The organism is Kaistia defluvii, assembly GCF_026343955.1.
Taxonomy (GTDB): domain Bacteria; phylum Pseudomonadota; class Alphaproteobacteria; order Rhizobiales; family Kaistiaceae; genus Kaistia; species Kaistia defluvii.
Genome location: NZ_JAPKNI010000008.1, coordinates 43,060 through 67,205, shown reverse-complemented (window position 1 = coordinate 67,205; position 24,146 = coordinate 43,060). Strand labels below are relative to the sequence as shown.

19 protein-coding genes are annotated in these 24,146 nt (G+C 67.1%); 5 read left to right on the top strand and 14 right to left on the bottom strand.

Annotated elements, in window-relative coordinates; translation table 11 throughout:
* Positions 1-31: 31 nt before the first annotated feature.
* From OSH10_RS18480 to OSH10_RS18460, 5 genes are all read left to right on the top strand, one after another.
* Positions 32-2,602 (top strand): TonB-dependent receptor, encoded by a 2,571-nt coding sequence (locus OSH10_RS18480; protein WP_266333450.1) that lies wholly within the window; start codon positions 32-34, stop codon positions 2,600-2,602.
* A 377-nt stretch (positions 2,603-2,979) separates the two neighbouring features.
* Entirely contained in the window at positions 2,980-3,582 is a 603-nt protein-coding gene (locus OSH10_RS18475) for a biliverdin-producing heme oxygenase (protein WP_266333449.1), read from the top strand.
* Positions 3,583-3,873: 291 nt separating this feature from the next.
* Positions 3,874-4,785, top strand: a complete 912-nt coding sequence (exbB, locus tag OSH10_RS18470) for a tonB-system energizer ExbB (protein WP_266333615.1) — start codon at positions 3,874-3,876, stop codon at positions 4,783-4,785.
* A gap of 5 nt (positions 4,786-4,790) precedes the next feature.
* Complete coding sequence (exbD, locus tag OSH10_RS18465) at positions 4,791-5,255, top strand: TonB system transport protein ExbD (RefSeq protein ID WP_266333448.1); 465 nt, start codon at positions 4,791-4,793, stop codon at positions 5,253-5,255.
* On the top strand, positions 5,252-6,184 hold the full coding sequence (locus OSH10_RS18460) for an energy transducer TonB family protein (RefSeq protein WP_266333447.1): 933 nt from the start codon (positions 5,252-5,254) through the stop codon (positions 6,182-6,184). The genes exbD and OSH10_RS18460 overlap by 4 nt, the downstream gene beginning before the upstream one ends.
* 133 nt (positions 6,185-6,317) lie before the next feature.
* Here OSH10_RS18460 and OSH10_RS18455 read toward each other — a convergent pair whose 3' ends face one another.
* The 14 genes from OSH10_RS18455 to OSH10_RS18390 all read right to left on the bottom strand — a co-directional run bounded on the left by OSH10_RS18455 (position 6,318) and on the right by OSH10_RS18390 (position 24,016).
* Positions 6,318-7,532, bottom strand: coding sequence for a trans-sulfuration enzyme family protein (locus OSH10_RS18455; protein ID WP_266333446.1), 1,215 nt, complete (start codon positions 7,530-7,532; stop codon positions 6,318-6,320).
* Between the two features lie 14 nt (positions 7,533-7,546).
* Positions 7,547-8,407, bottom strand: a complete 861-nt coding sequence (locus OSH10_RS18450; RefSeq protein ID WP_266333445.1) for a carbohydrate ABC transporter permease — start codon at positions 8,405-8,407, stop codon at positions 7,547-7,549.
* 2 nt (positions 8,408-8,409) lie between these two features.
* Positions 8,410-9,318, bottom strand: coding sequence for a carbohydrate ABC transporter permease (locus OSH10_RS18445; RefSeq protein ID WP_266333444.1), 909 nt, complete (start codon positions 9,316-9,318; stop codon positions 8,410-8,412).
* A 109-nt stretch (positions 9,319-9,427) separates the two neighbouring features.
* Entirely contained in the window at positions 9,428-10,642 is a 1,215-nt protein-coding gene (locus OSH10_RS18440; RefSeq protein ID WP_266333443.1) for an ABC transporter substrate-binding protein, read from the bottom strand.
* A gap of 400 nt (positions 10,643-11,042) precedes the next feature.
* The gene (locus OSH10_RS18435; RefSeq protein WP_266333442.1) at positions 11,043-12,005 is read right to left on the bottom strand and encodes a dihydrodipicolinate synthase family protein; all 963 of its coding nucleotides are present in this window, start codon (positions 12,003-12,005) and stop codon (positions 11,043-11,045) included.
* Between the two features lie 365 nt (positions 12,006-12,370).
* Positions 12,371-14,056 carry a hydantoinase B/oxoprolinase family protein gene (locus OSH10_RS18430; protein WP_266333441.1) on the bottom strand — a complete coding sequence of 562 codons (1,686 nt, stop codon included), beginning with the start codon at positions 14,054-14,056 and terminating at the stop codon, positions 12,371-12,373.
* 2 nt (positions 14,057-14,058) lie between these two features.
* Positions 14,059-16,128: a hydantoinase/oxoprolinase family protein gene (locus OSH10_RS18425; protein ID WP_266333440.1), complete on the bottom strand. Its 2,070-nt coding sequence runs from the start codon at positions 16,126-16,128 to the stop codon at positions 14,059-14,061.
* A 102-nt stretch (positions 16,129-16,230) separates the two neighbouring features.
* Complete coding sequence (locus OSH10_RS18420; RefSeq protein ID WP_266333439.1) at positions 16,231-17,205, bottom strand: ABC transporter permease; 975 nt, start codon at positions 17,203-17,205, stop codon at positions 16,231-16,233.
* On the bottom strand, positions 17,202-18,737 hold the full coding sequence (locus tag OSH10_RS18415; RefSeq protein ID WP_266333438.1) for a sugar ABC transporter ATP-binding protein: 1,536 nt from the start codon (positions 18,735-18,737) through the stop codon (positions 17,202-17,204). The genes OSH10_RS18420 and OSH10_RS18415 overlap by 4 nt, the downstream gene beginning before the upstream one ends.
* 74 nt (positions 18,738-18,811) lie before the next feature.
* Positions 18,812-19,816, bottom strand: a complete 1,005-nt coding sequence (locus tag OSH10_RS18410; protein WP_266333437.1) for a sugar ABC transporter substrate-binding protein — start codon at positions 19,814-19,816, stop codon at positions 18,812-18,814.
* A 99-nt stretch (positions 19,817-19,915) separates the two neighbouring features.
* Positions 19,916-20,485: a hypothetical protein gene (locus OSH10_RS18405; RefSeq protein WP_266333436.1), complete on the bottom strand. Its 570-nt coding sequence runs from the start codon at positions 20,483-20,485 to the stop codon at positions 19,916-19,918.
* Entirely contained in the window at positions 20,482-21,717 is a 1,236-nt protein-coding gene (locus tag OSH10_RS18400; RefSeq protein ID WP_266333435.1) for a metal-dependent hydrolase family protein, read from the bottom strand. The genes OSH10_RS18405 and OSH10_RS18400 overlap by 4 nt, the downstream gene beginning before the upstream one ends.
* Before the next feature lie 53 nt (positions 21,718-21,770).
* Entirely contained in the window at positions 21,771-22,772 is a 1,002-nt protein-coding gene (locus OSH10_RS18395; protein ID WP_266333434.1) for a 4-hydroxyproline epimerase, read from the bottom strand.
* Positions 22,769-24,016, bottom strand: a complete 1,248-nt coding sequence (locus OSH10_RS18390; protein WP_266333613.1) for an NAD(P)/FAD-dependent oxidoreductase — start codon at positions 24,014-24,016, stop codon at positions 22,769-22,771. Before OSH10_RS18390 ends, OSH10_RS18395 begins: the two co-directional genes overlap by 4 nt.
* Positions 24,017-24,146 lie beyond the last annotated feature (130 nt).

Sequence of the window (24,146 nt, the reverse complement as noted above, 5' to 3'; positions counted from 1 at the left end):
CTCTCACGCCAACAACGGGAACTGCCAGGCCATGATGCGGAATTGGGGGAATGCGACGGCGCACGGACGCGAGGCGCGCCACGCGCTTGTCGCTGCGTGGATGCTGACGACGGCGATCGGCGCCGGGACGGCCATGGCGCCCGCCGCCTGGGCCCAAGCGGCCCAGGCCGTGGAATTCAACATTCCCGCGGGTCCGCTCAGCCAGGCGCTGGTCCTTTTCGGCCGCCAGTCTGGCCTGCAGGTGACCTATCTGGCCGCCTCGGCCACCGGCAGGACGTCGCCCGGCCTGGCGGGCCGCGCCAGCCGCGACGAGGCACTCGCCCGCATCCTCGCGGGATCGGGCCTCGTCTTCTCCTTTCCCAATGCCACGACGGTGGCGATCGGCCCGGCGGGATCGCCCGGCGTGCCGGTCTCGACGGAGGGCGCCACCGTCCTCGACACCATCGACGTGACAGCGGGCGGGACGACGACGGCGTCGGACCTCCCCTTCGCCTCGCCCGGATCGGTCGCCCATGTCTCGGAAGCGCAGATCCAGCGCACGCCGCCGACCTCGGTCGGCGACATCTTCCGCAACACGCCCGGCGTCAACGCGGTCGGCAACCGCGTCGGCGCCTCGATGGACCTGAACATCCGCGGCCTGCAGGGCCAGAGCCGCGTCAACGTCATGGTCGACGGCACACGACAGACCAACGGCTCCTATCGCGGCTATCGCGGCAGCCGCAACGAGGTCTATGTCGATCCGGACCTGCTGGCGGGCGTCGACATCAACAAGGGCCCCTATAGCGGCGCGGGCGGTACGGGCGCGATGGGCGGCGTCGTCAACATGCGGACGATCAACGCGCGCGACATCGTGGCCGAGGGACAGACCTATGGCGCCCGCCTGCGCGGCCGGCTGGGCACCAACACGCAGAGCCCGCCGGAAGCGGGAACGACGACGATCGACAACGGCCCGCCCGGCTTCAACGGCGACGCCTGGAACGGCAATCTCGCCGCCGGTCTGGTCGAGGACAACTACGAATTCGTCGCCGCCTTCGCGCGCAACAAGCAGGGCAACTACTTCGCCGGCAAGAACGGCGCCGCGACCTTCAACACCAGCCGAAATGCCTCGAGATTCCCGTCGGAGAAGAAGTTCTCGTTCTTCGGCCCCGGCGACGAGGTGTTGAACACCTCGCAGAATACGACGACGCTTCTCACCAAAGGCAAAGTCAATTGGGGCGATGGGCAGTCCCTGGAGCTCGGCTACATCCGCTACAACAACAAATATGGCGAGAACAACGAGACCCTTCTTGGGTTCGCGACTCCGGACTACCCGCCGAACCAATTCGGCCTCAGCGAGACGACGACCAACACCTTCACGTCGACCTACAAGTATGACCCGGCCGGCAATGACTACGTCGACGTCACGGCCAATCTCTGGGCCACGGACGTCGACACCTTCAGCCAGACGCTGCGCTCCAACACCTATGGATACGACGCGGACGGCAAGACCCATGTGCGGACCTATGGCGGAGACATCTCGAACCGCTCGACCGTCGAGACGGGATTCGGCCTCCTGACCCTCAACAACGGTCTGGAATTCGTCGACGAGCGAGCCCGCGAGACCCAGAGCTATGTCTTCTCGCCCTCGGCCCCGGACGTGCCGATCTACATCAACTCCAACCCGAATGGCGACCGCCTGCTCTGGAGCGCCTTCAACCAGACCCGGCTGGACGTCACGGACTGGCTGCGGCTGGAAGGCGGCCTCCGCTATGACAGCTATGAGGCCGAGGGCAAGAGCGAGGCTCTCTCCTCCCTGCCGTCCGGCAGCGGCTCGCGCGTCAATCCCTCGGCCACCGTCACGGTGATGCCGCTCGACGGCCTGCAGCTCTTCGCCTCCTACACGGAGGGCTGGCGACCGCCGAGCCTGCGCGAGTGGTCGGTGATCGGCATCGGCTCCGTGGTCCAGAACCCCGACCTGCAGCCTGAGGTCTCCAAGAACGTCGAATTCGGCTTCAACGTGAAGCGGGACGGCGTGTTCACCGTCGGCGACGCCCTTCGCTTCAAGGCCGTTTATTTCGACAACAATTACGACGACTACATCGTCCGCGTCCGCGCGCCCTACTCGACCTACACCTGGACGAACATCGACCAGGCCGAGTTCCGCGGCTACGAGCTGTCCGCGCGCTACGACACGGGCAAGTTCTTCGTCGAGGCCGGCTTCACCAAATATGACGACATCGAATTCTGCGGCAGCAACGGCGTCTGCGGCGCAGCCGCCGCCGCCGGCGACTACGGCATCATGAACGTCCCGCCGAAATATTCGGGCACGGTCACGGTCGGCGCCCGCCTGTTCGACGAGAGGCTGGAGATCGGCACGCGCGTCTACTCCTTCGGCGAGCGCCTCGGCGGCTACGCGCTGGCTCCGGGCGCGGTCAACCCGCCGACGGTCTGGAACAAGTCGACGATCGTCGACCTGTTCGGCAGCTACAAGGTGAGCAAGGACGTCACTCTCGACTTCAGCGCCGAGAACATTGGCGACCGCTACTACATGGATGCCATGTCGACCGGCCCGATCCCCGCGCCCGGCCGCACCCTGCGCGCCGGCCTGACGGCGAAGTTCTAGGCATCCAGCGCCAGACACCCCGCTCCTCCCCCGAGGCAGGGCGATCCGGCACCCCATGGGTCGGGTCGCCCTGAAACAAGGTTCCCTCGACATGCAACCGCTCCGAGCCCCGTCTGCCATCGGCACGCTGCGACCAGAACGACTATGCGCCGTTGCATGTTCCGCCGAGGAAGAGCGGCACGGTCACGGCAGCGGTGCGCATGCCCGACGGCGATCTCGAGGTGCGACCGTCGACAATCCGACGGACGCCGACTACATGGACGCGCTTATGCTTGGATGGATGCCTGCGCCGGGGCGTTCCCTTCGAGCAAGCTTGACAGCCACGTTCTGAGCTATACCAAGGCGCGAAAGTCAACTTTTATGGAAAGACTCCCCGCATGAGCGAGACGATGGAACGGATGACGCCGCTCGAAGTCGGCCGCGCCAAGCTGCTGAAGGCCGAGACCACCGAGACCCATCGGCGGCTGGATCAGTCGATCATGGCCGGCCGGCCGTTCGAAAGCCGCGATCGCTATGCGCTGTTCCTGCAGGTGCAGCATCAGTTCCATCGCGACATCGACGCGCTCTACGCCAACCCGGATCTCGACCGCCTGCTGCCCGACCTCGCCGGCCGCCGGCGCTTCGGCGACGTCGAGCAGGACCTTGGCGATCTCGAAGTCGCGACCCCTGCCCCGGCGACGGCGCCTGTTTTCAGCGGCGAGGCCGACATCCCGACCGCGCTCGGCTGGCTCTATGTCGCGGAGGGCTCCAATCTCGGCGCCGCCTTCCTGATCAAGGAAGCCGCCAAGCTCGGCCTGTCGGAAGATTTCGGCGCCCGCCATCTCGCCGGCGCGCCGGAAGGCCGCGGCCTGCACTGGAAGACATTTACCGCCGCTCTCGACGCGCTCGAACTCGACGAGGCCGAAGAGGCTCGCATGATCGAAGGCGCCAGGGCCGCGTTCCGCCGCGTGCATGGCCTGGTGACGGACGTCTTCGCCTGACATCCGCCCCAGCGACACGCTGGCCCACACGACTAGCATGCGGGCGGCGGGCGAACCGGCCTGCCGCCGCTCCCCTCAGGCACCCAGGGCAATCGCCCGTCGGCACCCAGACTCCTGTCCTGCGGGATCGCGACGATCCAGGCCTTGCGGCCGGGTCGAACGCCGTCCGCAGCCTGCAGCCCTCCGAGCCGAGAGATGCCGATCATGCCCCACCTGACGCCGACCGCCGTCCTATCCCCGGCTCCGCGAGGAGGCCGCAGGGCAAGCGGCTTCGCGGCCCTGGTTCTCGCGATGGCGCTGATGAATCCCGCCGTCGCCCAGGATGCGGCACCCCTGCCCGCCACGGCCGCGCCACGGGCGACCGAGACACCAATGCCCCAGACGCCGGATCCCGTCAGCCAGCCGAGCCCGGGCGTTGCCGGAGACGCAATGCCCATGCCTGAGGCGGCCGAGCCATCCGGCACGCCGACCCGGTTGCGGGCGCCGGAGACGCGCAGCGACCTGCCGCATAATCTGTCGCCCTGGGGCATGTTCATGGCGGCCGACTGGGTGGTGAAGGCCGTGATGGTCGGACTCGGCGTCGCCTCGCTGATCACCTGGACGATCTGGCTGGCGAAGTCGATCGAGCTGGCCTGCGCGCGCGCCCGCATCCGCCGGGCGCTCGCCACCCTCCAGTCCTCGGGGAGCCTTGACGAAGCGAGCCGGACGCTGTCCGGGCGCGGCGGCCCCGCCGCCTTCATGGTGCGCTCGGCCGAGCAAGAGCTCCGGCAGTCGTCAGCCGCGCTCGCCTATGCCGGCGATGGCGGCGTCAAGGAGCGGCTGGGCTCCAGCCTCGCGCGCATCGAGGCCCAGGCCGGGCGCCGCATGTCGAAGGGCACCGGCGCCCTCGCCACCATCGGTTCGACCGCGCCCTTCGTCGGCCTGTTCGGCACGGTCTGGGGCATCATGAACGCCTTCATCGGCATCTCGCAATCGCAGACGACCAATCTCGCCGTCGTCGCGCCGGGCATCGCCGAGGCGCTGCTCGCCACCGCCATCGGCCTGGTGGCGGCCATCCCCGCCGTCGTCATCTACAACGTCTTCGCCCGCGCCATCACCGGCTATCGCCAGCTGCTGACCGACGCGGCGACCGGCGTCGAACGCCTCGTCAGCCGCGATCTCGATCATGCCAAGGTGCCGGGCTCCGCCCGGCTGGCGGGGTAATCGCCATGGCCGGGGGCATCCGTCAGCGCGACAATGGCGAGCTGGAAGAAAACCACGAGATCAACGTGACGCCGTTCATCGACGTGATGCTGGTGCTGCTGATCATCTTCATGGTGGCGGCGCCGCTCGCCACCGTCGACATCGACATCGACCTGCCGGCCTCGACCGCACAGCCGAAGGCGCGTCCCGACGAGCCGCTCTACCTGACGCTGAAGTCGGACCTGGCGCTGCATGTCGGCAATGATCCCGTGCGGCGCGAAGCCCTCGCGGCCACGCTCGACCGCTTCACCTCCGGCGACAAGGAAGCCCGCATCTTCCTGCGCGCCGACGAGGCGGTCGCCTATCGCGCGCTGATGGACGTGATGAACCTGCTGCGCAAGGCCGGCTATCTCAAGATCGCGCTGGTCGGCCTGGAAGTCCTGCCCGATGCCAAGGCGCCTGCGCCCACGGCGGGCCCGGTCGAGCCATGACCGACTGGAGCCGCTCGATCGGCCGTGGCGCGCGGATCGGCGAAACGCTGCTCTGGACTTCCGCTGCTCTCGTCGTGCTGACCGCCCATGTCGGCGCGGCTGCCTGGCTGATGCAGGAGCCGCCGATCACGGCGGCCGACTCGCCGCCGCCGGCGATCGTGATCGAACTGGCGCCCGAACCGGAAGCCGAGGTCACCGAGAAGACAGAGATTTCGCCCGAGACAGCGGACGCGGCCGAGATCGCGCCCAACATGGCCGAGCCGATCGAGGCACCGACGCCCGACGCAATGCAGCCGGTGCAGGAGGTCGCCGAGGCGATGCAGCCGGAGGAATTCGTCGAGAAGACGTCCGCACCGTCACAGGAGATCGCCGAAGCCGAGCCGGTGGTCGACGAGATCGAGCCTGTTGAGGACAAGGCCGTGACCGAGCTTGAAAATATCGCCGTTCCTCTGCCCGCGCCAAGGCCGAGACCACCCATGCGCAAGGTGGTCCAGGGAACCCGGCCGAAGCCGCCCAGGGACCCGGCCAAGAAGCCGCCACGCCCGGCACCCTCGGCTTCCTCGAAGGCGAGCGTCCAGGCAGCCGCCCAGGTCAGACAGGCGGACCGCACCGCCGCCCGGCAGTCGATGAACGGCCTGTTCGCTTCGTCGATGACGCCGGCCCGGTGGCAATCGCGGGTGATGGCGCATCTCGAACGCCGCAAGCGCTACCCTGCCGGGGCCAAGGCGCGCAGGGAAACCGGGACGGCGACCATCCGCTTCCGCGTCGACGATGGCGGCAATGTGCTCTCCGCCGTCTTGGTCGGTTCGTCCGGCTTCCCGGAGCTCGACCAGGAGGTCCTGGCGCTCGCCCGCCGCGCTTCCCCGGTCCCGGCACCGCCGCCGGGCGCCAACAAGACCATCATCGCCCCGGTCCGGTTCAAGCCCTGATCGCGAGCCCGGCCGGCGAGCCAACCCCAGCTCGCCTGAACCGGGCAATCCAAAACGGGCGGCCCATGACCTCGGGCCGCCCGCTTTTTGTTCCGTGCCAGGGCACACGCGCCGGAGGGCGCGGCGGCGTCGCTCAGACGTCGATATGCATCTGCGCGATCGCCTGGTCGACGTCGGCGATGATGTCGTCGATGTGCTCGATGCCGACCGAGAAGCGCACCAGGCCGTCGACCACGCCCATCGCCTCGCGCTCCTGGCTCGGGATGTCGAGGAAGGCCATGGTGGCGGGCATCTGGGTCGTCGTGCGCAGGCCGCCGAGGCTCGCCGCGAAGCAGCAGAGCTTGAGCCGCTTCAGCAGTCGCACGCCCGACGCCTCGTCGACGACGCAGAAGGACAGCATGGCGCCACCATCCTTCAACTGCTCCTTGGCGGAGGCGTAGTTCGGGTGCGATTCGAGGCCCGGATAGAACACGCGCTTCACCTGCGGGTGCTTCTCCAGGTATTCGGCCAGCTTGCGGGCGTTGGCGCACTGCTTCTCCAGGCGCAGCGCCAGCGTCTGCGCGCCGCGCAGCAGCAGCCAGGCGTTGAATGGCGACAGCGGCGCGCCGAGCTTGTTCAGCGTGTTCCAGCGGACATCCTCGAGCCAGTCGGCCGGCAGGATGTCGGACTTCAGCGTGATGACGCCGCCGACCGCGTCATTGTGACCGCCGATGAACTTGGTCGCGCTCTCGACGACGACGTCGACGCCGAAATCATGCGGACGGCAGACGGCGGGCGAGGCGAAGGTGTTGTCGCAGATCACGACGATGCCGCGCGCATGCGCCAGTTCGACGAGCGCCTTCAACGGCGGCACCTTCATGGTCGGGTTGGCGATCGACTCGACGTAGAGCACCTTGGTCTTGTCGGTGAACGCCGCCTCGACGGCCTTCACATCGGCGCAATCGACCAGATTGACCGAAAGGCCGAAATCCTGCGCGCGGTGATCGAAGAACTCGTGCGTGCTGGAATAGGTGGTGAGGTCGGCGACGACATGGTCGCCCGCCTTCAGGATGCCGAACAGCGCATGCGAGATCGCCGCCATGCCGGACGCGGTGGCGAGGCAGGCGGTGCCGCCCGTCAGCTTGGCGACGTGCTCCTCGAGCTTGTACTCGGTCGGGTTGCCGCAGCGCGAGTAGATGTTCACTTCCTTGCGCGCGCCCGCCACGATCTGGTCGTAGATGTCGCCGCCATACTGGAAGTTGGCCGACATGTAGATCGGGTAGCTGATCGACTGCGAATGCTCTTCGGGATCGTAGAAGACGGCCTGGCTGGCGAAGTTCAGGTCCGAGAGCGGGGGCTTGGACGACATGGGGAAGCTCCTGGTTATTCCTTCACGGCGCCACCCAAGAGGGCGGACGTGATCTGGCGTTCGAAGAAGACGAAGAGGACCAAGGGGGCGATGGCGGCGATCAGGATCGCGGCCAGCATCACCGGATAGTTGGTGATGTGCTCGCCGACGAAGTCGGTCAGGCCGACCGGCAGCGTCTTGCGCGCCGGACTGTTGATGAACACGACCGGGAACAGGAAGTCGTTCCAGACCCAGATCATGTTGACGACCGCGACCGTGAACATGGCCGGCCAGGCGATCGGCATGGCGATATGGCGGAAGATCCCGAACTCGCCCGTGCCGTCCAGCCGCGCCGCGTCGAAGAGCTCGCGCGGCAGCGTCACGAAGAAGGCCCGCATGATGAAGATCGAGACCGGGATGTTGAACGCCGCCGTCGGCAGGATGACGCCGAGATGGGTGTCGAGCAGGCCGGCATTGCGCAGCAGCACGACCAGCGGCACCAGCGCGACATAGGCGGGAATCGCCATCGCCGCCATCAGGCTCAGCTCCACCCCGGCCATCCAGCGTGGCCTGTAGACGGCCAGCGCATAGCCGGCGAGCGTCGCGACGATCACGGTGAGCACGGTGGCGCCGGCCATGATCCAGAGCGAATTCATCGCATAGGTACCGAGCGCGCCGCCGCTCCAGGCGCCGACATAGGCGTCGAGCGAGAAGGAGGTCGGCAGCGCCCAGACGGAGCGCATGAACTCCTTGTTGGTCTTCAGCGTGCTGTAGGCCACCCAGACGAACGGGAAGATCACCATCAGGACATGCGCGGTCAGCACCGCCAGTACGATGATGGTCGTCGGCGTGACGCGGCGGACGGGGCCGGAGGCAGGGAGGGTCGACGCGCGCATTCTCACCGCTCGTTCCCTCCGCGCGCCCGCTTCAGATAGCGGAAGATGACAAAGGCGCCCGCCGCCGTCAGCACGATCTGGGCAAAGCCGATCGTCGCGGCGTAGCCCATCTCGAAGCTGCTGAAGCCGGCCTTGTAAAGATAGGTCGAGACGACCTCGCTGGCTTGGTTGGGGCCGCCATTGGTGAGCACGAAGACGAGCGAGAAGGTCTTCAGCGAGCCGATGATGGCGAGCAGCGTGTTGGCGCGGACGGCGTCCCAGACCATCGGCACGGTGATCGAGAAGAACCTGGTGAAATGGCCGGCGCCGTCGATTTCGGCCGTCTCGTACAGGCTCTCGGGCACATTGCGCACGGCGGCGACGAAGAGCAGCACGTAGAGGCCGAGATAGGTGAAGCTCATCACCACGACGACGGCGGGAAAGGCGGTGGCGGAATCGCCCAGCCACCCGCGCTGCAGCCAGCCGAGGCCGAGCGCTTTCAGTGACGCGTTCACCAGCCCGAAATAGGGATTGTACAGGAAGCGCCAGAGCAGGCCGATGCAGATCTCGCTGACCATCACCGGCACGAGATAGAAGAACAGGAACAGCCGGCTGACGAAGGGGACGATGCGGACCAGGCAATAGGCGATGAGGAGCGCCAGGAATACCTGCAGCACGATCGCGGTCGCGGCGATCAGGATGTTGCGGCCGAGCGACTTCCAGAAGATCGCGTCGGTGGCGAGGCGCAGGAAATTGTCGAGGCCGACGAAGGTCGGCGCCGAGGCGCCGTCCCATCGGAAGAAGGAGAGCCAGCCCGCATAGACGATCGGATAGGCGACGAAGACCGCGATCAGGACAAAGGCCGGCAGCAGGAACAGGAGTGCCGCGCGGGTCTGCCCCTTCGGCGCGACGTCGCGCGAGCTCGATGTCATGGGTTGTCCTTGGGACTTTCCTTGGGTCTTCCTCGGGCCGTCCCCCAGGCTTTCCCCTCAAACGCACGCGGCGGGGGCGCCCCCGCCGCGCGATATCGGATAGCGGTCGTTACTGGCCGGCCTTGAGCGCGTCTTCCAGCTTCCTGGCCGCGTCCTCGGGCTTGACCGAGCCGTCGAGCACGCCCTGCAGGCTGGTGTAGTAGGCGTTGGTCGCCTTCGGTGGCATCGCCGTGTCGTAGAACGGGTCGAGATGGCCGGCCGACTTCATCAGGCCGTTGCTGATGCCGTAGAGGACCGGACCGGCGGCCGCCTCGGTGGTCGCGTCCTTGACGGTGACCATCGTCTTGCGCAGGTCGACATACTTGGTCATCACCTCGGGCGAGGTCAGGAAGCGCAGCAGCGTCACCGCGTCGGCCTTGTTGGCGGCCTTCTCGGAAATGCCGAACGCCGCCGCCACGCCGGCGAGCACGTCGGTCTGGTCGCCCTTGCCGCCGGCAACTTCCGGGAAGGCGAAGGAGGCAAGCTCGAAGCCCTCCGGCGCGTCCTTCGAAGCGCCGATCTGCCAGGTGCCGTTCAGGAGCATCGCAGCCTGGCCGTTCAGGAAGAGCATGTTGGCTTCCTGGTCGCTCATGCCGTTGAAGCCGATCGGGAAATAGCCCTTCTGGGCGAGATCGGCGACACGGGCGAAGGCATCGCCGGCCTCGGGAAGCAGCGTCGCGTCGGCGTCGTTGTTGACGAAGGCGGCGACGGCGCCCGAGCCCTTCAGGCGCATCTCGAGATACTGGAACCAGAAGGTGGCCGGCCAGGAATCCTTGTTGCCCAGCGCGAAGGGGATGAGGCCCTCGCCCTTGATCTTCTCGGCAAGCGCGACGAGCTCGTCATAGGTCCTGGGGACCTCCCAGCCATGCTCGGCGAACAGCGCCTTGTTGTACCAGAACACGGCCGCGTCGACGTCGACCGGCACGGCATAGGCCTTGCCGTTCCTGGTGGTCTGGGCGAGCGCGCTTTCGAGGAAGGTGGCGCCCCAGCCGTCCTTGGCAAGGTCCTGGTCCAGGGCATACATCTGGCCGCCATCGACGAAGGCGCCGAGGAAGCCGCCCGGCAGGGTGTAGAACACGTCCGGCGGATTGCCGGAGGCCATCGCCGTGTTGAGCTTGGTCTTGTAGGCGGACTGCTCGGCCGGCACGACATCGAGCTTGATGTCGGGATGCGCCTTGGCGAAGGCGTCGAGCGCGAAGTTGATGAAGTCGGTCTTGTCCTGCTGGCCGGCATAGGCGTGCCAGAAGCTGAGTTCGCCGGCCGACGCCGACGCGGTTCCCAGCATGACGGCCACTCCCATGGCCCATAGCCCCTTCAATCGCATTGCGCTTCTCCCGACGGCTTCAAAGGGTGATGTCCTAGTCGTGTCACACAATGCCGGGCGTTTCCAGATCGCCCAGGAACTGGGCATCTGGCGCGAAAGCGGGATGGACGACGGGGAATTCTGCGCGCCGCCTGTGCAGACCGATCAAAACCACGGCGAACGCTACGGCATCCAGGCCGATGCCGGCCGGACACGGCCGCCGGCTCCTGCCGCTACGGCCTGTGCGATTTGCGCGGCCGTCGCGCGGATTCCTGGGGATGTCGCGTTCCAGCGGATGGAATCGGCCCCTGGGTCGCTTGGCGGCGCGGAATCGCAAAAGAAAAAGGCCCTCCCGGTGGGAGGGCCTCGTCGCTGCGCCCGATCAGGCCGCATTCTTCTTGGCGTCGCCGAACTGCTTGCTCCATTCGGCGTACCAGGTTTCGAACAGCGCCAGCTGCGAGCCCGCATAGTTGCGCTGGCTGTCGCTCAGCACGTCGCTCTCGTTGAAGTGCAGCGTGTATTCCGCGTCGCCCTTCAGCACCATCAGATGCTTGTAGTAGAGCACGAGGTCGACGCCCTCGTCGAAGGACGAGAGCACCTTGAGCGCGCTCTCCAGCTCCAGGGCGCGGGCCCGGGCCTCGACATCCCCCTTCGCCGCCGCCTTGCAGAGCGTGAAGAGGTGCAGCACTTCCTTCGGCAGCGCATTGCCGATGCCGGTGATCGCGCCTGTGGCGCCGCAATAGATGAAGCCATGGAACACGGCGGTATCGACGCCGACCATCAGCGTGACGGTGTCGTCGCGGCTGGTGATGTGCTCGGCCGCGTAGGTCATGTCGGCCGGACCGCCGAATTCCTTGAAACCGATCAGGTTCGGATGCTCGGCACGCAGCGCGAAGAACAGGTCGGCGCGGGTGGCGAAGCCGTAATGGGGGCTGTTGTAGATCACCGCCGGCAGGTCCGGCGCGGCGGCGAGGATCGCCTTGAAGTGCTCGCGCTGCGCCGCCACCGACGAGCCGCGCGACAGAACGCGCGGAATGACCATCAGGCCCTGGGCGCCGACCTTCTGGGCATGGGCGGAAAGCGCCACGGCGCTGGCGGTATTGACGGCGCCGGTGCCGACGATGACTGGAACGCCGGCCTTCACCAGGCGCTCCACGCCTTCCATGCGCTGCGCGTCGTTCAGCAGCGGCCAATCGCCCATCGAGCCGCAATAGACGACGGCCGACATGCCGTGGGCGATCAGTTCCTTGCCCTTGCGCACCAGCGCGTCGAAATCAGGCGTGCGGTCAGCCTTGCACGGCGTCATCAGCGCCGGAATGCAGCCGGCAAAAATGGCGGACTTCATGTGGTTCTCCTTCAGAGCCTGTTTCTTCGGCTTCGCGGCGCAAGGCCCGAAACTGCATCGATCCTGGCTCACCATATCATTTGTATTTTTTTTGTCGACAAAAATTGCGCGAGCCGGAGCAACTTCAGGCTGCTCTTTCCCGCATCCATTCGGCAAGCGTTTCTCTGCGGCCGGAAGCGTCCGAAAAAGCGGAAAACAGACGCCTCGGAAAGCGTTCGGCATGGCGAAACAGTCGGGCACGGACACGGCCCGGCGGCCTCGCCGGACGATGGGCTCGCGCAAGCCTGCGCGCCCTGATTGCAGGGGGCCGGATCGCCAGCCGCGATCCGGCACCGCTCGTCTCGCCGCGCAAGGGGGAGCGGAACTCAGCCGCCGTGGCCATAGATCTCGGCGGCGCGCGCCGGGGTCAGGTAGCCGTTCAGGATGTCGCGCTCGATCGCCTCGGGGCTGCGCCGGGCGGGATCGCCGAAGCCGCCGCCATTGCCGGTGACGACGCGGATGATGTCACCCGTGTTGACGACGACATTGGTGGCGAAGGAGAGACGCTCCTTGCTGCCGTCGGTGCGGCGCAGCTCGATGTAGTTGGTCGAGCCGTCCAGACCGCCCGCGACGCCCCATGGCGGGATGCGCGAACGGGTGTAGCCGAGCGACAGGAAGTTGTCGTCGGCGCGCACGCGGTAGTGGACGTCGATGCCCTTGCCGCCGCGCCACTGGCCTTCGCCACCGGGCTCGGCATTGAGCGCGACCTGGTCGACCGCGAGGCCGTAGCGGGCTTCGGCGACCTCGGCCGGGCAGTTGAAGGTCTCGCCGTGGAAGCCGGAGAACTGGCCGCTCGGACCATCCGAGCCTTCCCACGCGCCCCAGCCGCCGATCTGCGGCTCGACGATGGTGTAGTGGCGACCATGCTCGGGATGCGGGCCGCCAACGGTGGTGCCGCAGATCGAGGCGAAGTTGCCGGCCGGAACGACGCCAGGGAAATGCGAGGCGAGCGCGCGCAGGATCATGTCGAACACGCGGATCTCGACTTCCGAATAGTAGCCGAGAGCGCCGGGCGCCTCGACGTGGAAGATCGTTCCGGGCCTGGTCACCACTTTCAACGGCCGGAAGAAGCCGCCATTGCCGGGCGCGTCCGGATCGGTGAACGCCTTAAAGGCGAGCTGGACGGCGATCTCCGTTCCCTCGCGGCTCGAATTGGACGAGCCCTTCTGCTTCGGATTGTCGGTGAGATCGACGACGAACTCATCGGCATTGATCGTCAGCGTAACGCGGTGGATGGCGCCGGTGTCCTGCTCTTCCTCGAAGGTATAGGTGCCCTCGGGAATGTTGCGGAGCGCGGCGCGGGCCCGGCGCTCGCCGAGCTGCATGTAGTCGTCGACCGCCGCCTCGAAGGTGTCGGCGCCGTATTTCCCGACCAGTTCCAGCACGCGCCGCTCGCCGATCCGGAGGCCGGCGATGCCGGCCCAGAGGTCGCCGCGCAGATAGTCCGGCAGGCGCGTGTTGACGTAGAGGATGTCGAACACGGCCTTGTTCTCGCGGCCTTCCTCGAACAGCTTCACCGCGGGAATGCGGACGCCTTCCTGGAAGATCTCGGTCGCGTCGGTGGACATCGAGCCCGGCACGTTGCCGCCGACATCGTTCCAGTGGGCGATGTTGGAGACCCAGGCGATCAGGCGTCCCTCGTGGAAGACGGGAGCCGCCAGCACCATGTCATTCAGGTGGGTGACGCCGCCGAAATAGGGATCGTTCGAGGCGAACACGTCGCCCGGCTTGATCTCGTCCAGCGCGTACTTCTTGAAGATGCCCTTGATCGCCTTGTCGAGCACGCCGATGAAGGCGGGGATGCCGGCGCCCGACGCCGCGATCTCGCCGTGGCGGTCGAGCACCGAGGTGGAGAGGTCGAGCACCTCGTAGATGATCGCGCTCATCGAGGTCTTCACCTGCGCGACGAACATCTCGTCGGCGATGGCCTCCAGCGCGCTCTGGATGATGTCGAAGGTGACGGGATCGAAGTCCCTGGTCGTCGTGGCCTTCATGGTCGTCATGTCGTTCATGATCAGCCCCGGATCTCGATGTGGGTGTTGCCGAAGGTGTCGATCTCGACGCGGTTGCCGGGATGGACGACGATGGTGGTGCCGGGATCCTCGATGATCGCCGGGCCGTTGAAGCGCATGCCAGGCTCGAACTTCGTGGCGTCATAAATCGTCGCCTCGTGCACGCCCTCGGTGGCGTAGTCGACCATGCGGCGGCCCTTGACGGAGTCCTCCAGCCTCGCGCCGGTGACCGGCATCGGCACCAGTTCGAGCTTGCCGACCTCGCTCGCCGCGATCAGGTGCAGGCCGATGATCTCGACCCCCGCCTGCAGGCGATAGGTGTATTCGCGCTCATAGACCTCGTGGAACGACGTTACCATCGCCTGGATCTCGGCCGGGCCGATCCGGCCGGCCTCGATCGGCACCTCGACGGCGAATTCCTGGTTCTGGTAGCGGCATCGCACCAGCGGCCGCATCGAGATCTTCTCGCGCTCGACACCCTCGCGGGCGAACTCCTCGCGCGCGAGCTCCATCATGCCGGCGAGCAGGTCGTCGAGGCCGGCATGGTCGGTGGCGTCGAGCAGGCGGGTGACGAAATAGTCGCGCCGCAGGTCCGACATCATCATGCCCCAGGCGGAGAAGACCGGCGCGCCGCGCGGCACCACCACCTTCTTGACGCCCAGTTCCTGGCCGAGCGCCACGCCATGCATCGGCCCGCCGCCGCCAAACACCACGAGGGTGAAGTCGCGCGGGTCGTAGCCGCGATTGACCGAGACGAGCTTGAGCGCGTTGACCATGTTCGAATTGGCGATGCGGACGATGCCGCGCGCCACGTCGACCGGCGCCGTACCGAGCTTGTCGGCGAGTTCCGCCAGCGCGCCGTTCAGCGCGCCGATATCGGCCTGGACCGTGCCGCCGCAGAAATAGTCCGGATTGATGCGGCCGAGCGCCAGGTTGGCGTCGGTCGTCGTCGCCCGGGCGCCGCCGCGGCCATAGGCGGCCGGTCCTGGGGTGGAGCCGGCCGATTGCGGGCCGACATGCAGCTTGGCGAAGTCGTCGACCCAGGCGATCGAGCCGCCGCCATTGCCGATCTCGACCAGATCGACCACCGGCACCATGATCGGATAGCCGGCCGAGCGACGGTTGCGTTCGATCCAGTAGTCCGTCTTGATCGTCACCTGGCCGCCTTCGATCAGCGAGCATTTCGCCGTCGTGCCGCCGATATCGAGCGCCAGCACGTTGGGCTCGCCGATGATGCGGCCGAGTTCCGCCGCGCCCCAGAAGCCCGAGGCCGGGCCGCTCTCGACCATGGTGATCGGCACGGCCTTGACCGCCTCGACCGAGTCGACGCCGCAGTTCGACTGCATGATGAACAGATTGCCGCGATAGCCCCTGCCCTTCAGGCCGCTCTCGAGCTTCTCGAGATAGCGCTCCGCCTTGGGCTGCACATAGGCCGAGAACACCGTGGTGTTGGTGCGCTCATATTCACGCCATTCGCGGGTGATCTGGTGCGAAGCGACGGCGGTGACGCCCGGCCAGCGGGCGCGCACGCCCTCGAGGATCGCCTTCTCGTGCGCCGGGTTGGCGTAGGAGTGCAGCAGGCAGATCGCCACCGCCTCGACGCCATCGGCCCGGAAATCCGCGACGATCGCGTCGAGCTCCGAAAGATCGAGCGCCGTGACTTCGGTGCCGCGATAGTCCATGCGGCCCGTCACTTCGCGGCGCAGGTAGCGCTCCACGAAGGGTTCCGGCTTCACATATTTCAGGTTGAAGAAATCGGGGCGGTTGCCGCGGCCGATTTCCAGCGAGTCGCGAAATCCCTGGGTGACGATCAGGCCGACCTTGGCGCCCTTGCGCTCGGTCAGCGCGTTGATCACCACGGTGGTGCCGTGGGCGAAGAAGTCGACCGCCTCGACGTCGACGCCGGCCTTGTCGAAGACGTTCAGCACGCCCTTCTCGAAATCCGGCGGCGTGGTGTCGGACTTCTCCGTCCGCACGGTCTGCACGCCGGTGGCCATGTCCATCTCGAAATAGACGAGATCGGTGAAGGTGCCGCCAACGTCGGTGGAGACACGCGTAATCTTCTCAGTCATGAACGACCTCTCGGGCAAATGAGTGCCGATGCCTGCGACGACCGTCGGGCCGTCGCGGGAGCCGGAAGCGAATGGGGGCGCGCCGGGCGCGCCCGCGAAGGATCAGCGGCGCGGTTTCGACGCCGCGAGCGCCACCGCGACGACGATGATCACGCCGGTGGTCAGATCCTTGAAGAACGGGTTCACGTTCAGGATGTTGAAGCCGTTGCCGATCAGCGCCATCAGCAGCACGCCCGAGACGGAACGCCAGATCGCGCCGGCGCCGCCCATGATCGACGTGCCGCCGAGGATGACCGCCGCGATCGCCTCGAGTTCCATGCCCGCGCCCGCCTGGGGCGAGGCCATGGAGAGGCGCGACACGGTGATGACGCCGGCCAGGCCGGCCGCGCCGCCGCTGATCGCGAAGGTGGCGATCTTGATCAGCTTGGTGCGGATACCGGAGAGGATCGCCGCCTCCTCGTTGCCGCCGACCGCGAACACGCGCCGCCCGAAGGTCGTGCGGTTCAGGAGCAGCATCATGACCAGCATGAACACGACGAAGACGATCACGGCGATGTTGACCATCCCGACCTTCTCGCGGCCGAGCCAGGCGAACTCCGGAATGCGCACGGGGATCAGCGCGCCGCCCGTGATCAGGATGGCGATGCCGCGATAGACGAGGCTGGTGGCAAGCGTCACCAGGAAGGAATGCACGTTGAAGGCGGTGATGATCACGCCGTTGACGAGGCCGAGGGCCACGCCGATCAGCGGTCCGGCGATCATCGCCGTCACCGGATCGACGTTGACGGCGATCCAGCCGGCCGACACCGAGGCGACGCCGAAGATGGCGCCGGTCGAAAGGTCGAATCCGCCGGCGATGATCACCAGGGTCAGCGCGCAGGCGATGATCGCCAGCGGGGCGCTCTGGTTGACGATGTTGAGCAGGTTGCGGGGCGTCAGGAAGCTGTCGGAGGCAAGGGTCAGGCCGATCAGCAGCGCGGCGATGATGACGAGGACGCCATATTCGCGCGCGAAGGACGCGACCGAGAACCGGGGGGCCTGCCGTCCGCCTGCCAGGATTGCACGCGTATCGGTCATTGCAGGGTTGTCTCCTGGATGTCGTGGTTGCGGCTCTGCTCCCGGAAGATGCGATTGAGCGCAGCGTCCACGGTGAGATCGCGGCAGGACACCTCGTCGAAGATCCGGCCTTCGCTCATGAGGTAGCCGCGATGGGAGAGGTTGATGACCTCTTCCAGCTCGGAGGAAATGAGCAGGACGCCGGTTCCCGCAGCGGCCATCTCGACGATGAATTCATGGATGCGCTGGCGGGCGCCGATATCGACGCCCCGGCTCGGCTCGTCGAGGATGAGCAGGCGCGGCTTGGCGACGGCCCATTTCGACAGCAGCACCTTCTGCTGGTTGCCGCCCGAGTAGAACGCGACCTCGCCATCGACCTTGCCGGGCACGATGCCGAAATGCCGGATCATCGCGCGGACACGGTCCATTTCCTCGTTGCGGTTGAGGAGGCCGAAGCGGCTGAGACCGCCCAGGGTCGCGAGGCTGATGTTCGGCCGCGTCGTCTGCGTCAGCACGAGGCCCTGCTTGCGCCGGTCCTCCGGAACCAGCGCCACGCCCTGGGCGACGGCGCGGGTGACGTTGAGCCGCCGCTGCGGCACGCCATCGATCTCGTAGCTGCCCGCCTCGATCGGATCGGCGCCGAACATGGCGCGGCCGATCTCGGTGCGACCGGAGCCGACCAGCCCGATCAGACCGACGATCTCACCCGGCCGGACGAGCAGCGAGATGTCGCGCAGGCCGGTATCGGTCGAGATTTTGCGCATCTCGGCGATCGGCTTCACCGTCTCGGCCGGCGCCGGGGGAAGGCTCGGCCAGATGATGTTCGAAGCCTGGCCGAGCATGCTGTCGACGAGGCTCTGCTTGGTCTCGCCCTCGACCGAGGCGGTCCGCACCACGCGGCCATCGCGCATGACGGTGATGCGGTCGCAATTCGCCAGGATGTGATCGAGGAAATGGCTCACATAGATGACGGTGACGCCGTTCGACTTCAGCCGCCGGATCAACTGGTGCAGCCGCTCCGCCTCGTCCTCGGTCAGCGACGAGGTAGGCTCGTCCATGATGATGACGCGGGCATTGCGGGCGATCGCCCGCATGATCTCGACCTTCTGGCGCTCGGCGATGCGAAGGTTTGCCACCTTGGCCCTGGGATCGAGGCCGAAATCACAGGTCGCCTCGATGACGGCGAAGCGTTCGAGGTCGCCGCCCACCAGCAGGCCGGCGCGGTGGCTCTCGAGACCCAGGAAGACGTTCTGGGCCACGGTGAGCTCGGGAACGAGCTGCAGTTCCTGGTGGATCATCGCGATGCCGCGCAGGAGCGCCTCGCGCGGGGAGAACCGGCCGATCCGCTCGCCGAAGACGGTGATCTCGCCGTCATCGGCGGAATAGTAGCCGCCGACGATCTTGCCGACGCTGGACTTCCCCGCGCCATTCTCGCCGACAAGGGCGTGGACCTCGCCGGCTCTGAAATCGATGTTGATGTCGTCAAGGACCCTTGTCCCGCCGAAGCTCTTGACGACACCACGAATGCTGACGGCATTGCCTTCCGCAGACATGGTTTTCCTTTCTTCGTGGTCCGGGGCGGAAGCGGCGCGGCCCGAGCCGCACCGCCATGCAAGACGCGTTGGCGTCAGCCCTGCCACTCGGCGACGAAGTCGGGATGCGCGTCGAGCCAGGCCTTGTCGACGATCTGGGGAATGTCGCGCAGCTTGGATTCGTCGATCCAGGTCGGGACCGTCTCGCCGCGCTTGCTCTTGACGATGGCCGTCAGCGCGGCCGCGCCCATCGACGCCGGAACCTGCGTCAGCGTGGCGTTCCACTTGCCGGCGCGGATCGCGTCGACCGCGATCTGGTTGAGGCCGCCGCCGATCGTGTAGACCTTCGAAAGGTCGATGTCGGCATCGGTCAGCGCGATCTCGGCGCCCATCAGGTGCTGGTCGGCATTGGACAGGATGGCATTGATGTCCGGATGGGCCTGAAGAATGTCCTGCGTCGCCTTCAGCGAGGCATTGGGATCGTAATTGCCTTCGCCGGTGGCGACGATCTGGATGTTGCTGTGCTCGCCCAGCACCTTCTTGTAGGTCTCGTTGCGCAGATTATCGAACGGGTAGATCAGCTGGCCGATGATCACGGCCACCTTGCAGGGGTTCTTGTCGGCGCAGAACTCGACGACCTTTTCCGCCTGGGCGCGCGCGCCGATCGATGGATCCGTGGCGACGGTGGTCGTCAGGCCCTTCACCTGCGGCTGCATGTTCGACAGTTCGGGCCCGACCGGGAACAAGGTGGTCGCGACCTTGAGGCCGGCTGCCGTCGCGTCCTCGAGCGCGGTGGCGATGCCGACCGTGTCGTTGGGGGTGATGATCAGCGCGTCGAAGCGGCCGCCAGCGACCAGGTCCTCGACCTGGCTGTACTGCTTGGTCGCCGAGAATTCGCCGTCGAAAATCTCGGTGGTGACGCTGCCGCCGAACGCCTTGGCGGCCTTCTCGATACCGGCATAGATCGCCTGGTTGAAGCCGTTCTGGCTCGATGCCGCCAGGAAGGCGACGCGAACGGGCGCGTCCTCGGCGCTCGCCATCAGGGGCGTCATCACCGTGAGCGCCGAGAAGGCGGCGGCCGTCAAGAATTTCATGTTCATTTCTATGTCTCCGTCAGGTGTTTGATCTCAGCGACGGTCCCTACGGAACCGTCGTTCCCGGCCTTTTTCGGCTCGTTCTTGTTGTGTCGAGAGGTAGGCTCAGGCGGTCGCGGCGGCCTCTTCCATGGCGCTATGGCCGGCGAGGGAAACGCCGGGCTGGAAGGTCGCCTCGTGATTGCCATCCCGCAGCAGAAGCAGGAAGGCGAGCGTCACGATCGGCTGCCAGGCGAGCGCCTTGGCGACGCGCTCGGCGGTGTAGTGCCCCCGCTTCTCGAGAAGGTTGATCGTCCCGATCACCGTGTCGTCGGCGATCGCGGGCAGGTTCATGTTGGACTCGAAGCCCAGCGCCCGGATCTTCTCCCAGTCGAAGAAGACCTCGGCGATCTCCTCGATCGTCGTCGACGAGAAGACCTGCTTGCCGGCCAGCACGGTCTCGAAATAGTGGTTCTTGTCGAGCCGCTTGAAGTTGCCGAGTGGATAGGCGGCGAGATCCTCCGAGAAGACACGGCGCGAGCGCAGGTTCGGGATGTCGTAGACCGAGGCGGTCAACAGGCCGCAGCCGACGTCGCGATTGATGCCGGCATGCAGATAGGCGAACAGGTTCGCGGCAGCGTTCGGCCCCGCGACGATCCCGGCGACTTCCGCGATGTCGAACGGCACGGCCATCATGCCGCCTCCGCCAGGGCGCCGCGCACGATGCGGCCGTCCTTGAGCACGGCGCGCAGCGTCTCGGCCGGGCGGCCGAGCAGCGTCACGTCGGCCAGCGGATCGCCGTCCACGACGACGAAGTTGGCGCGCGCGCCCTTGGCCACCACGCCGACCTCGCCTTCCAGGCGGCAGAGCCTGGCGCCGATCTCGGTGACCGAGCGCAGGATCGCGGCCGGGCTCAGCACCTTGGCGAGCAGGTCGAATTCGAGCCCGCCATACTTGCGAAGCTGCCCGAGCAGGTCCGTGCCGAAGGCCATGGGCAGGCCGGCGTCGCGCATGATCTGCAGCGACTCCAGCCCCTTGTCGCGAACGATGTCGACCTTGGCCTGTTCGGCCGGACCGAGGCCGAGCGCGGCGCCCTCGAATTTCAGGCCCTCATAGGCGGCGAGCGTCGGAACGGCGGTGCAGCCGGCCTCGGCGGCCATCGCCGCCGTCTCCGCCCCGATCAGGTTGCAATGCTCGAGCGACTTGACGCCAAGCTTCACGCAGCGGCGGATCGAGGCGTCGCTATAGGTGTGCGCCGAGACATAGGTGCCGGCATTTCCGGCCTCCTCGACCATGACGCGGATCTCGTCGTCCGAATATTGCAGCGAGTCGATCGGGTCGTTCGGCGAGGCGACGCCGCCATTCGCCATCACCTTGATGAAGCGGGCGCCTTCCTTCAGCATCTTGCGGCAGGCGCGGCGGACGTCGTCGACGCCGTCGACCAGAACGCCCATATTGGCGAGCCGCCAGCCCATCGCGTCCGGACGGATGTCGGTGCGGGCGCGCAGGTCGCAGTGGCCGCCCGTCATGGACAAGCCCTTGCCGCAGATGACGAGATCGGGGCCGTCGATCAGCCCCTCCTCGACGCCGCGCACCAGGCCGATGTCGGCGCCGCCGAGGTCGCGCACCGTGGTGAAGCCGGCGTCGAGCAGGCCCTGCATGATCTTCGCGGCGCGCAATGCCGCCAGCGAATCCGGCGCGGTGACGTTGGACCAGAGATCGAGCGAATGGGCGACGACGTGGAAATGGCAGTCGATCAGGCCCGGCATCAGCGTGCGGCCGGCGAGGTCGTAGCGCGGCATGCCCTCGGGCGCGGCGCCGCCGATCTCGGCGACGCGGCCGTTGCGGACGACCACGGTCGTCGGCGCGCCGAGGCTCTCCGCGTCGAGATCGGGAAGCCGGGCATTGATCAGTGCGATGTCAGTCATGGAAGTCCTCGTGAAGGGTGCGCGCCGGATGCGGCGGGTTCGATCCCGCCTTGTCAGATCACCGTGAAGCCGTGCGCATAGGGGTCGCGATCGTCGATGAAGATCGTGCTGAAGCCGGTCTGGCGCGCCCAGCCGCCGATCGAGGGGATGATGGCGTCGCGATCGCCGACCTTCACCGCCGCCTCGACACGGCCCTTGAACAGGCTGCCGATGATGCTCTCGTGGATGAAGTCGTCGCCGACCTTGAGGCGCCCCTTGGCGGCCCAGTGCGCCATGCGCGCCGAGGTGCCGGTACCGCAAGGCGAGCGGTCGATCGCCTTCTCGCCATAGAAGACGGCGTTGCGCGCCGTCGCCTCGGGATGCAGCGGCGCGCCGGTCCACAGGATGTGGCTCAGGCCGCGGATCGCCGGGTTCTCCGGATGCACGAACTCGTACTTGGCGTTCAACGCCGCGCGCAGCTTCGGGCTGAAGCCGACCAGTTCGCCGGCCGAAAAATCGGCCATGTCGCGGAAGTTCGCCTGCGGCTCGACGATCGCGTAGAAATTGCCGCCATAAGCGACGTCGACCGTCACCTCGCCGAGACCCTCGACCTCGGCCGTCAGCCCCTCGGCATAGAGGAAGGCCGGCACGTTGGTGAGGCGGACCTCCTCGACGAAGCGGCCCTCCTGACGGTACTCGACAGTGACCAGGCCCGCCGGCGTGTCGAGGCGAAGCTTGCCCGGCTCCTTCGGCGTGACGAGGCCGTTCTCGATCGCCATGGTCACCGTGCCGATGGTGCCGTGGCCGCACATGGGCAGGCAGCCCGAGGTCTCGATGAACAGCACCGCCACGTCGCAATCGGACCGCGTCGGCGGATAGAGGATCGAGCCCGACATCATGTCGTGGCCGCGCGGCTCGAACATCAAGCCGGTGCGGATCCAGTCATATTCGGCGAGGAAATGCGCCCGCTTCTCGATCATGTTCGCGCCTTCCAGGCGCGGACCGCCGCCGGCGACGAGGCGCACGGGATTGCCGCAGGTATGGCCGTCGATGCAGGAGAAGGTGTGATTGGTCATGCTGAAACGCTCGAAAAGCGGGAAGCCCTGTAGGGCGCGATGTCGATGGCGGAAGGCTTGCGCTCGACCAGATCGGCGACGAGTTCCGCCGTGCCGGCCGATTGGGTGAGGCCGAGATGGCCGTGGCCGAAGGCGAGCACCAGGGCGGGATGGCCCGGCGCCGCGTCGATCACCGGAAGGCTGTCGGCCATGGAGGGGCGGAAGCCCATCCACTGCGCGCCGCCCGACGTGTCCAGACCCGGCAGGAAGGTCGCCGCCTTGCGCAGCAGCGCGTCGGCCCGCGCCATGCGCGGCGGCAGGTCGAGCCCGCCGAGTTCGACGCCGCCGCCGACGCGGATGCCATCGCCGATGCGGGTGATGACGAAGCCATGGCCGCCGAAGGTCACCTGCGTGCGCAAGTCGAAGCGACCGGCCGGCAGCGTGGTGTTGTAGCCGCGCTCCGTCTCCAGCGGCAGGCGGATGCCGAGCGGACGGAGCAGCCGTCCGGAGAAGGCGCCGGCCGCCAGGACGACGCGGTCGAACGACCGTTCCTGCCCCGACGCAACCAGGCGGACGCCGCCCTCGGAGGGCGCGATCGCGCCGATGTCGCAGCGCTCGATCCGGCCGCCGCGGGCCTCGAAGAGGTCGGCGAGGCGGCGCGTCCATACCACCGGATCGACGACGTTGATCCAGTCCGGCGTGAAGCCGGCATGGGTAAAGCGCGGCGCGAGGCCCGGCTGGATCTCGGCGATCGCCGCCGTGCCCTCCAGGAACTCGAAGCGGACGCCGGCGTCGCGGCGCGCCTCCCAGGATCCGAGGCTGCTGCGGAAATCGCGCTCGCCTTCATAGAGCTGCAACTGGCCCTCGCGGCGCAGCAATCCTTCCAGCGCATGGCCGGCGACGAGGCGTTCCAGCGCGGCCTGCGAATGCGCCATCATCGCTGCCTGCGCGGCCACGGCGGCGCGGTAGCGATCCGGCAGGCTGGCGCGCCAGAACGACAGCAGCCAGGGCACGATCTTCGGGAGATAGGCGGGCGGGATCGACAGCGGGCCGTCGGGATCGAACAGCCATTTCGGGGCGCGACGCATTATGCCGGGCGTTGCCAGCGGGATCACATCGGCGAAAGCGAAGGCGCCGGCATTGCCGCGTGAGGCGCCCGCCGCGACCTCGGCCCGCTCGAGGATGGTAACGTCGTGGCCGCGTTCCGCCAGCGCCAGCGCCGACGAAACCCCCACGATACCCGCCCCGATCACGCCGATCTTCATGAAGCGCACGATCCTGTATTGGTTGAATGCACCATGTGTAACGAGCTGCATTCCTGTTGTCGACAAACAAAATAAACGGCATCGACACTTTTCACACAACCGGATTGTTGGCTAAGAAGGCCGCACCGGA

What these genes read in the sequence shown, in the direction of transcription:
- OSH10_RS18480 (WP_266333450.1), top strand. Translation starts at nt 32, where the DNA reads ATGATGCGGAATTGGGGGAATGCGACGGCGCACGGACGCGAGGCGCGC.
- OSH10_RS18475 (WP_266333449.1), top strand. Translation starts at nt 2,980, where the DNA reads ATGAGCGAGACGATGGAACGGATGACGCCGCTCGAAGTCGGCCGCGCC.
- exbB (WP_266333615.1), top strand. Translation starts at nt 3,874, where the DNA reads ATGGCGCTGATGAATCCCGCCGTCGCCCAGGATGCGGCACCCCTGCCC.
- exbD (WP_266333448.1), top strand. Translation starts at nt 4,791, where the DNA reads ATGGCCGGGGGCATCCGTCAGCGCGACAATGGCGAGCTGGAAGAAAAC.
- OSH10_RS18460 (WP_266333447.1), top strand. Translation starts at nt 5,252, where the DNA reads ATGACCGACTGGAGCCGCTCGATCGGCCGTGGCGCGCGGATCGGCGAA.
- OSH10_RS18455 (WP_266333446.1), bottom strand. Translation starts at nt 7,532, where the DNA reads ATGTCGTCCAAGCCCCCGCTCTCGGACCTGAACTTCGCCAGCCAGGCC.
- OSH10_RS18450 (WP_266333445.1), bottom strand. Translation starts at nt 8,407, where the DNA reads ATGCGCGCGTCGACCCTCCCTGCCTCCGGCCCCGTCCGCCGCGTCACG.
- OSH10_RS18445 (WP_266333444.1), bottom strand. Translation starts at nt 9,318, where the DNA reads ATGACATCGAGCTCGCGCGACGTCGCGCCGAAGGGGCAGACCCGCGCG.
- OSH10_RS18440 (WP_266333443.1), bottom strand. Translation starts at nt 10,642, where the DNA reads ATGCTGGGAACCGCGTCGGCGTCGGCCGGCGAACTCAGCTTCTGGCAC.
- OSH10_RS18435 (WP_266333442.1), bottom strand. Translation starts at nt 12,005, where the DNA reads ATGAAGTCCGCCATTTTTGCCGGCTGCATTCCGGCGCTGATGACGCCG.
- OSH10_RS18430 (WP_266333441.1), bottom strand. Translation starts at nt 14,056, where the DNA reads ATGAACGACATGACGACCATGAAGGCCACGACGACCAGGGACTTCGAT.
- OSH10_RS18425 (WP_266333440.1), bottom strand. Translation starts at nt 16,128, where the DNA reads ATGACTGAGAAGATTACGCGTGTCTCCACCGACGTTGGCGGCACCTTC.
- OSH10_RS18420 (WP_266333439.1), bottom strand. Translation starts at nt 17,205, where the DNA reads ATGACCGATACGCGTGCAATCCTGGCAGGCGGACGGCAGGCCCCCCGG.
- OSH10_RS18415 (WP_266333438.1), bottom strand. Translation starts at nt 18,737, where the DNA reads ATGTCTGCGGAAGGCAATGCCGTCAGCATTCGTGGTGTCGTCAAGAGC.
- OSH10_RS18410 (WP_266333437.1), bottom strand. Translation starts at nt 19,816, where the DNA reads ATGAACATGAAATTCTTGACGGCCGCCGCCTTCTCGGCGCTCACGGTG.
- OSH10_RS18405 (WP_266333436.1), bottom strand. Translation starts at nt 20,485, where the DNA reads ATGATGGCCGTGCCGTTCGACATCGCGGAAGTCGCCGGGATCGTCGCG.
- OSH10_RS18400 (WP_266333435.1), bottom strand. Translation starts at nt 21,717, where the DNA reads ATGACTGACATCGCACTGATCAATGCCCGGCTTCCCGATCTCGACGCG.
- OSH10_RS18395 (WP_266333434.1), bottom strand. Translation starts at nt 22,772, where the DNA reads ATGACCAATCACACCTTCTCCTGCATCGACGGCCATACCTGCGGCAAT.
- OSH10_RS18390 (WP_266333613.1), bottom strand. Translation starts at nt 24,016, where the DNA reads ATGAAGATCGGCGTGATCGGGGCGGGTATCGTGGGGGTTTCGTCGGCG.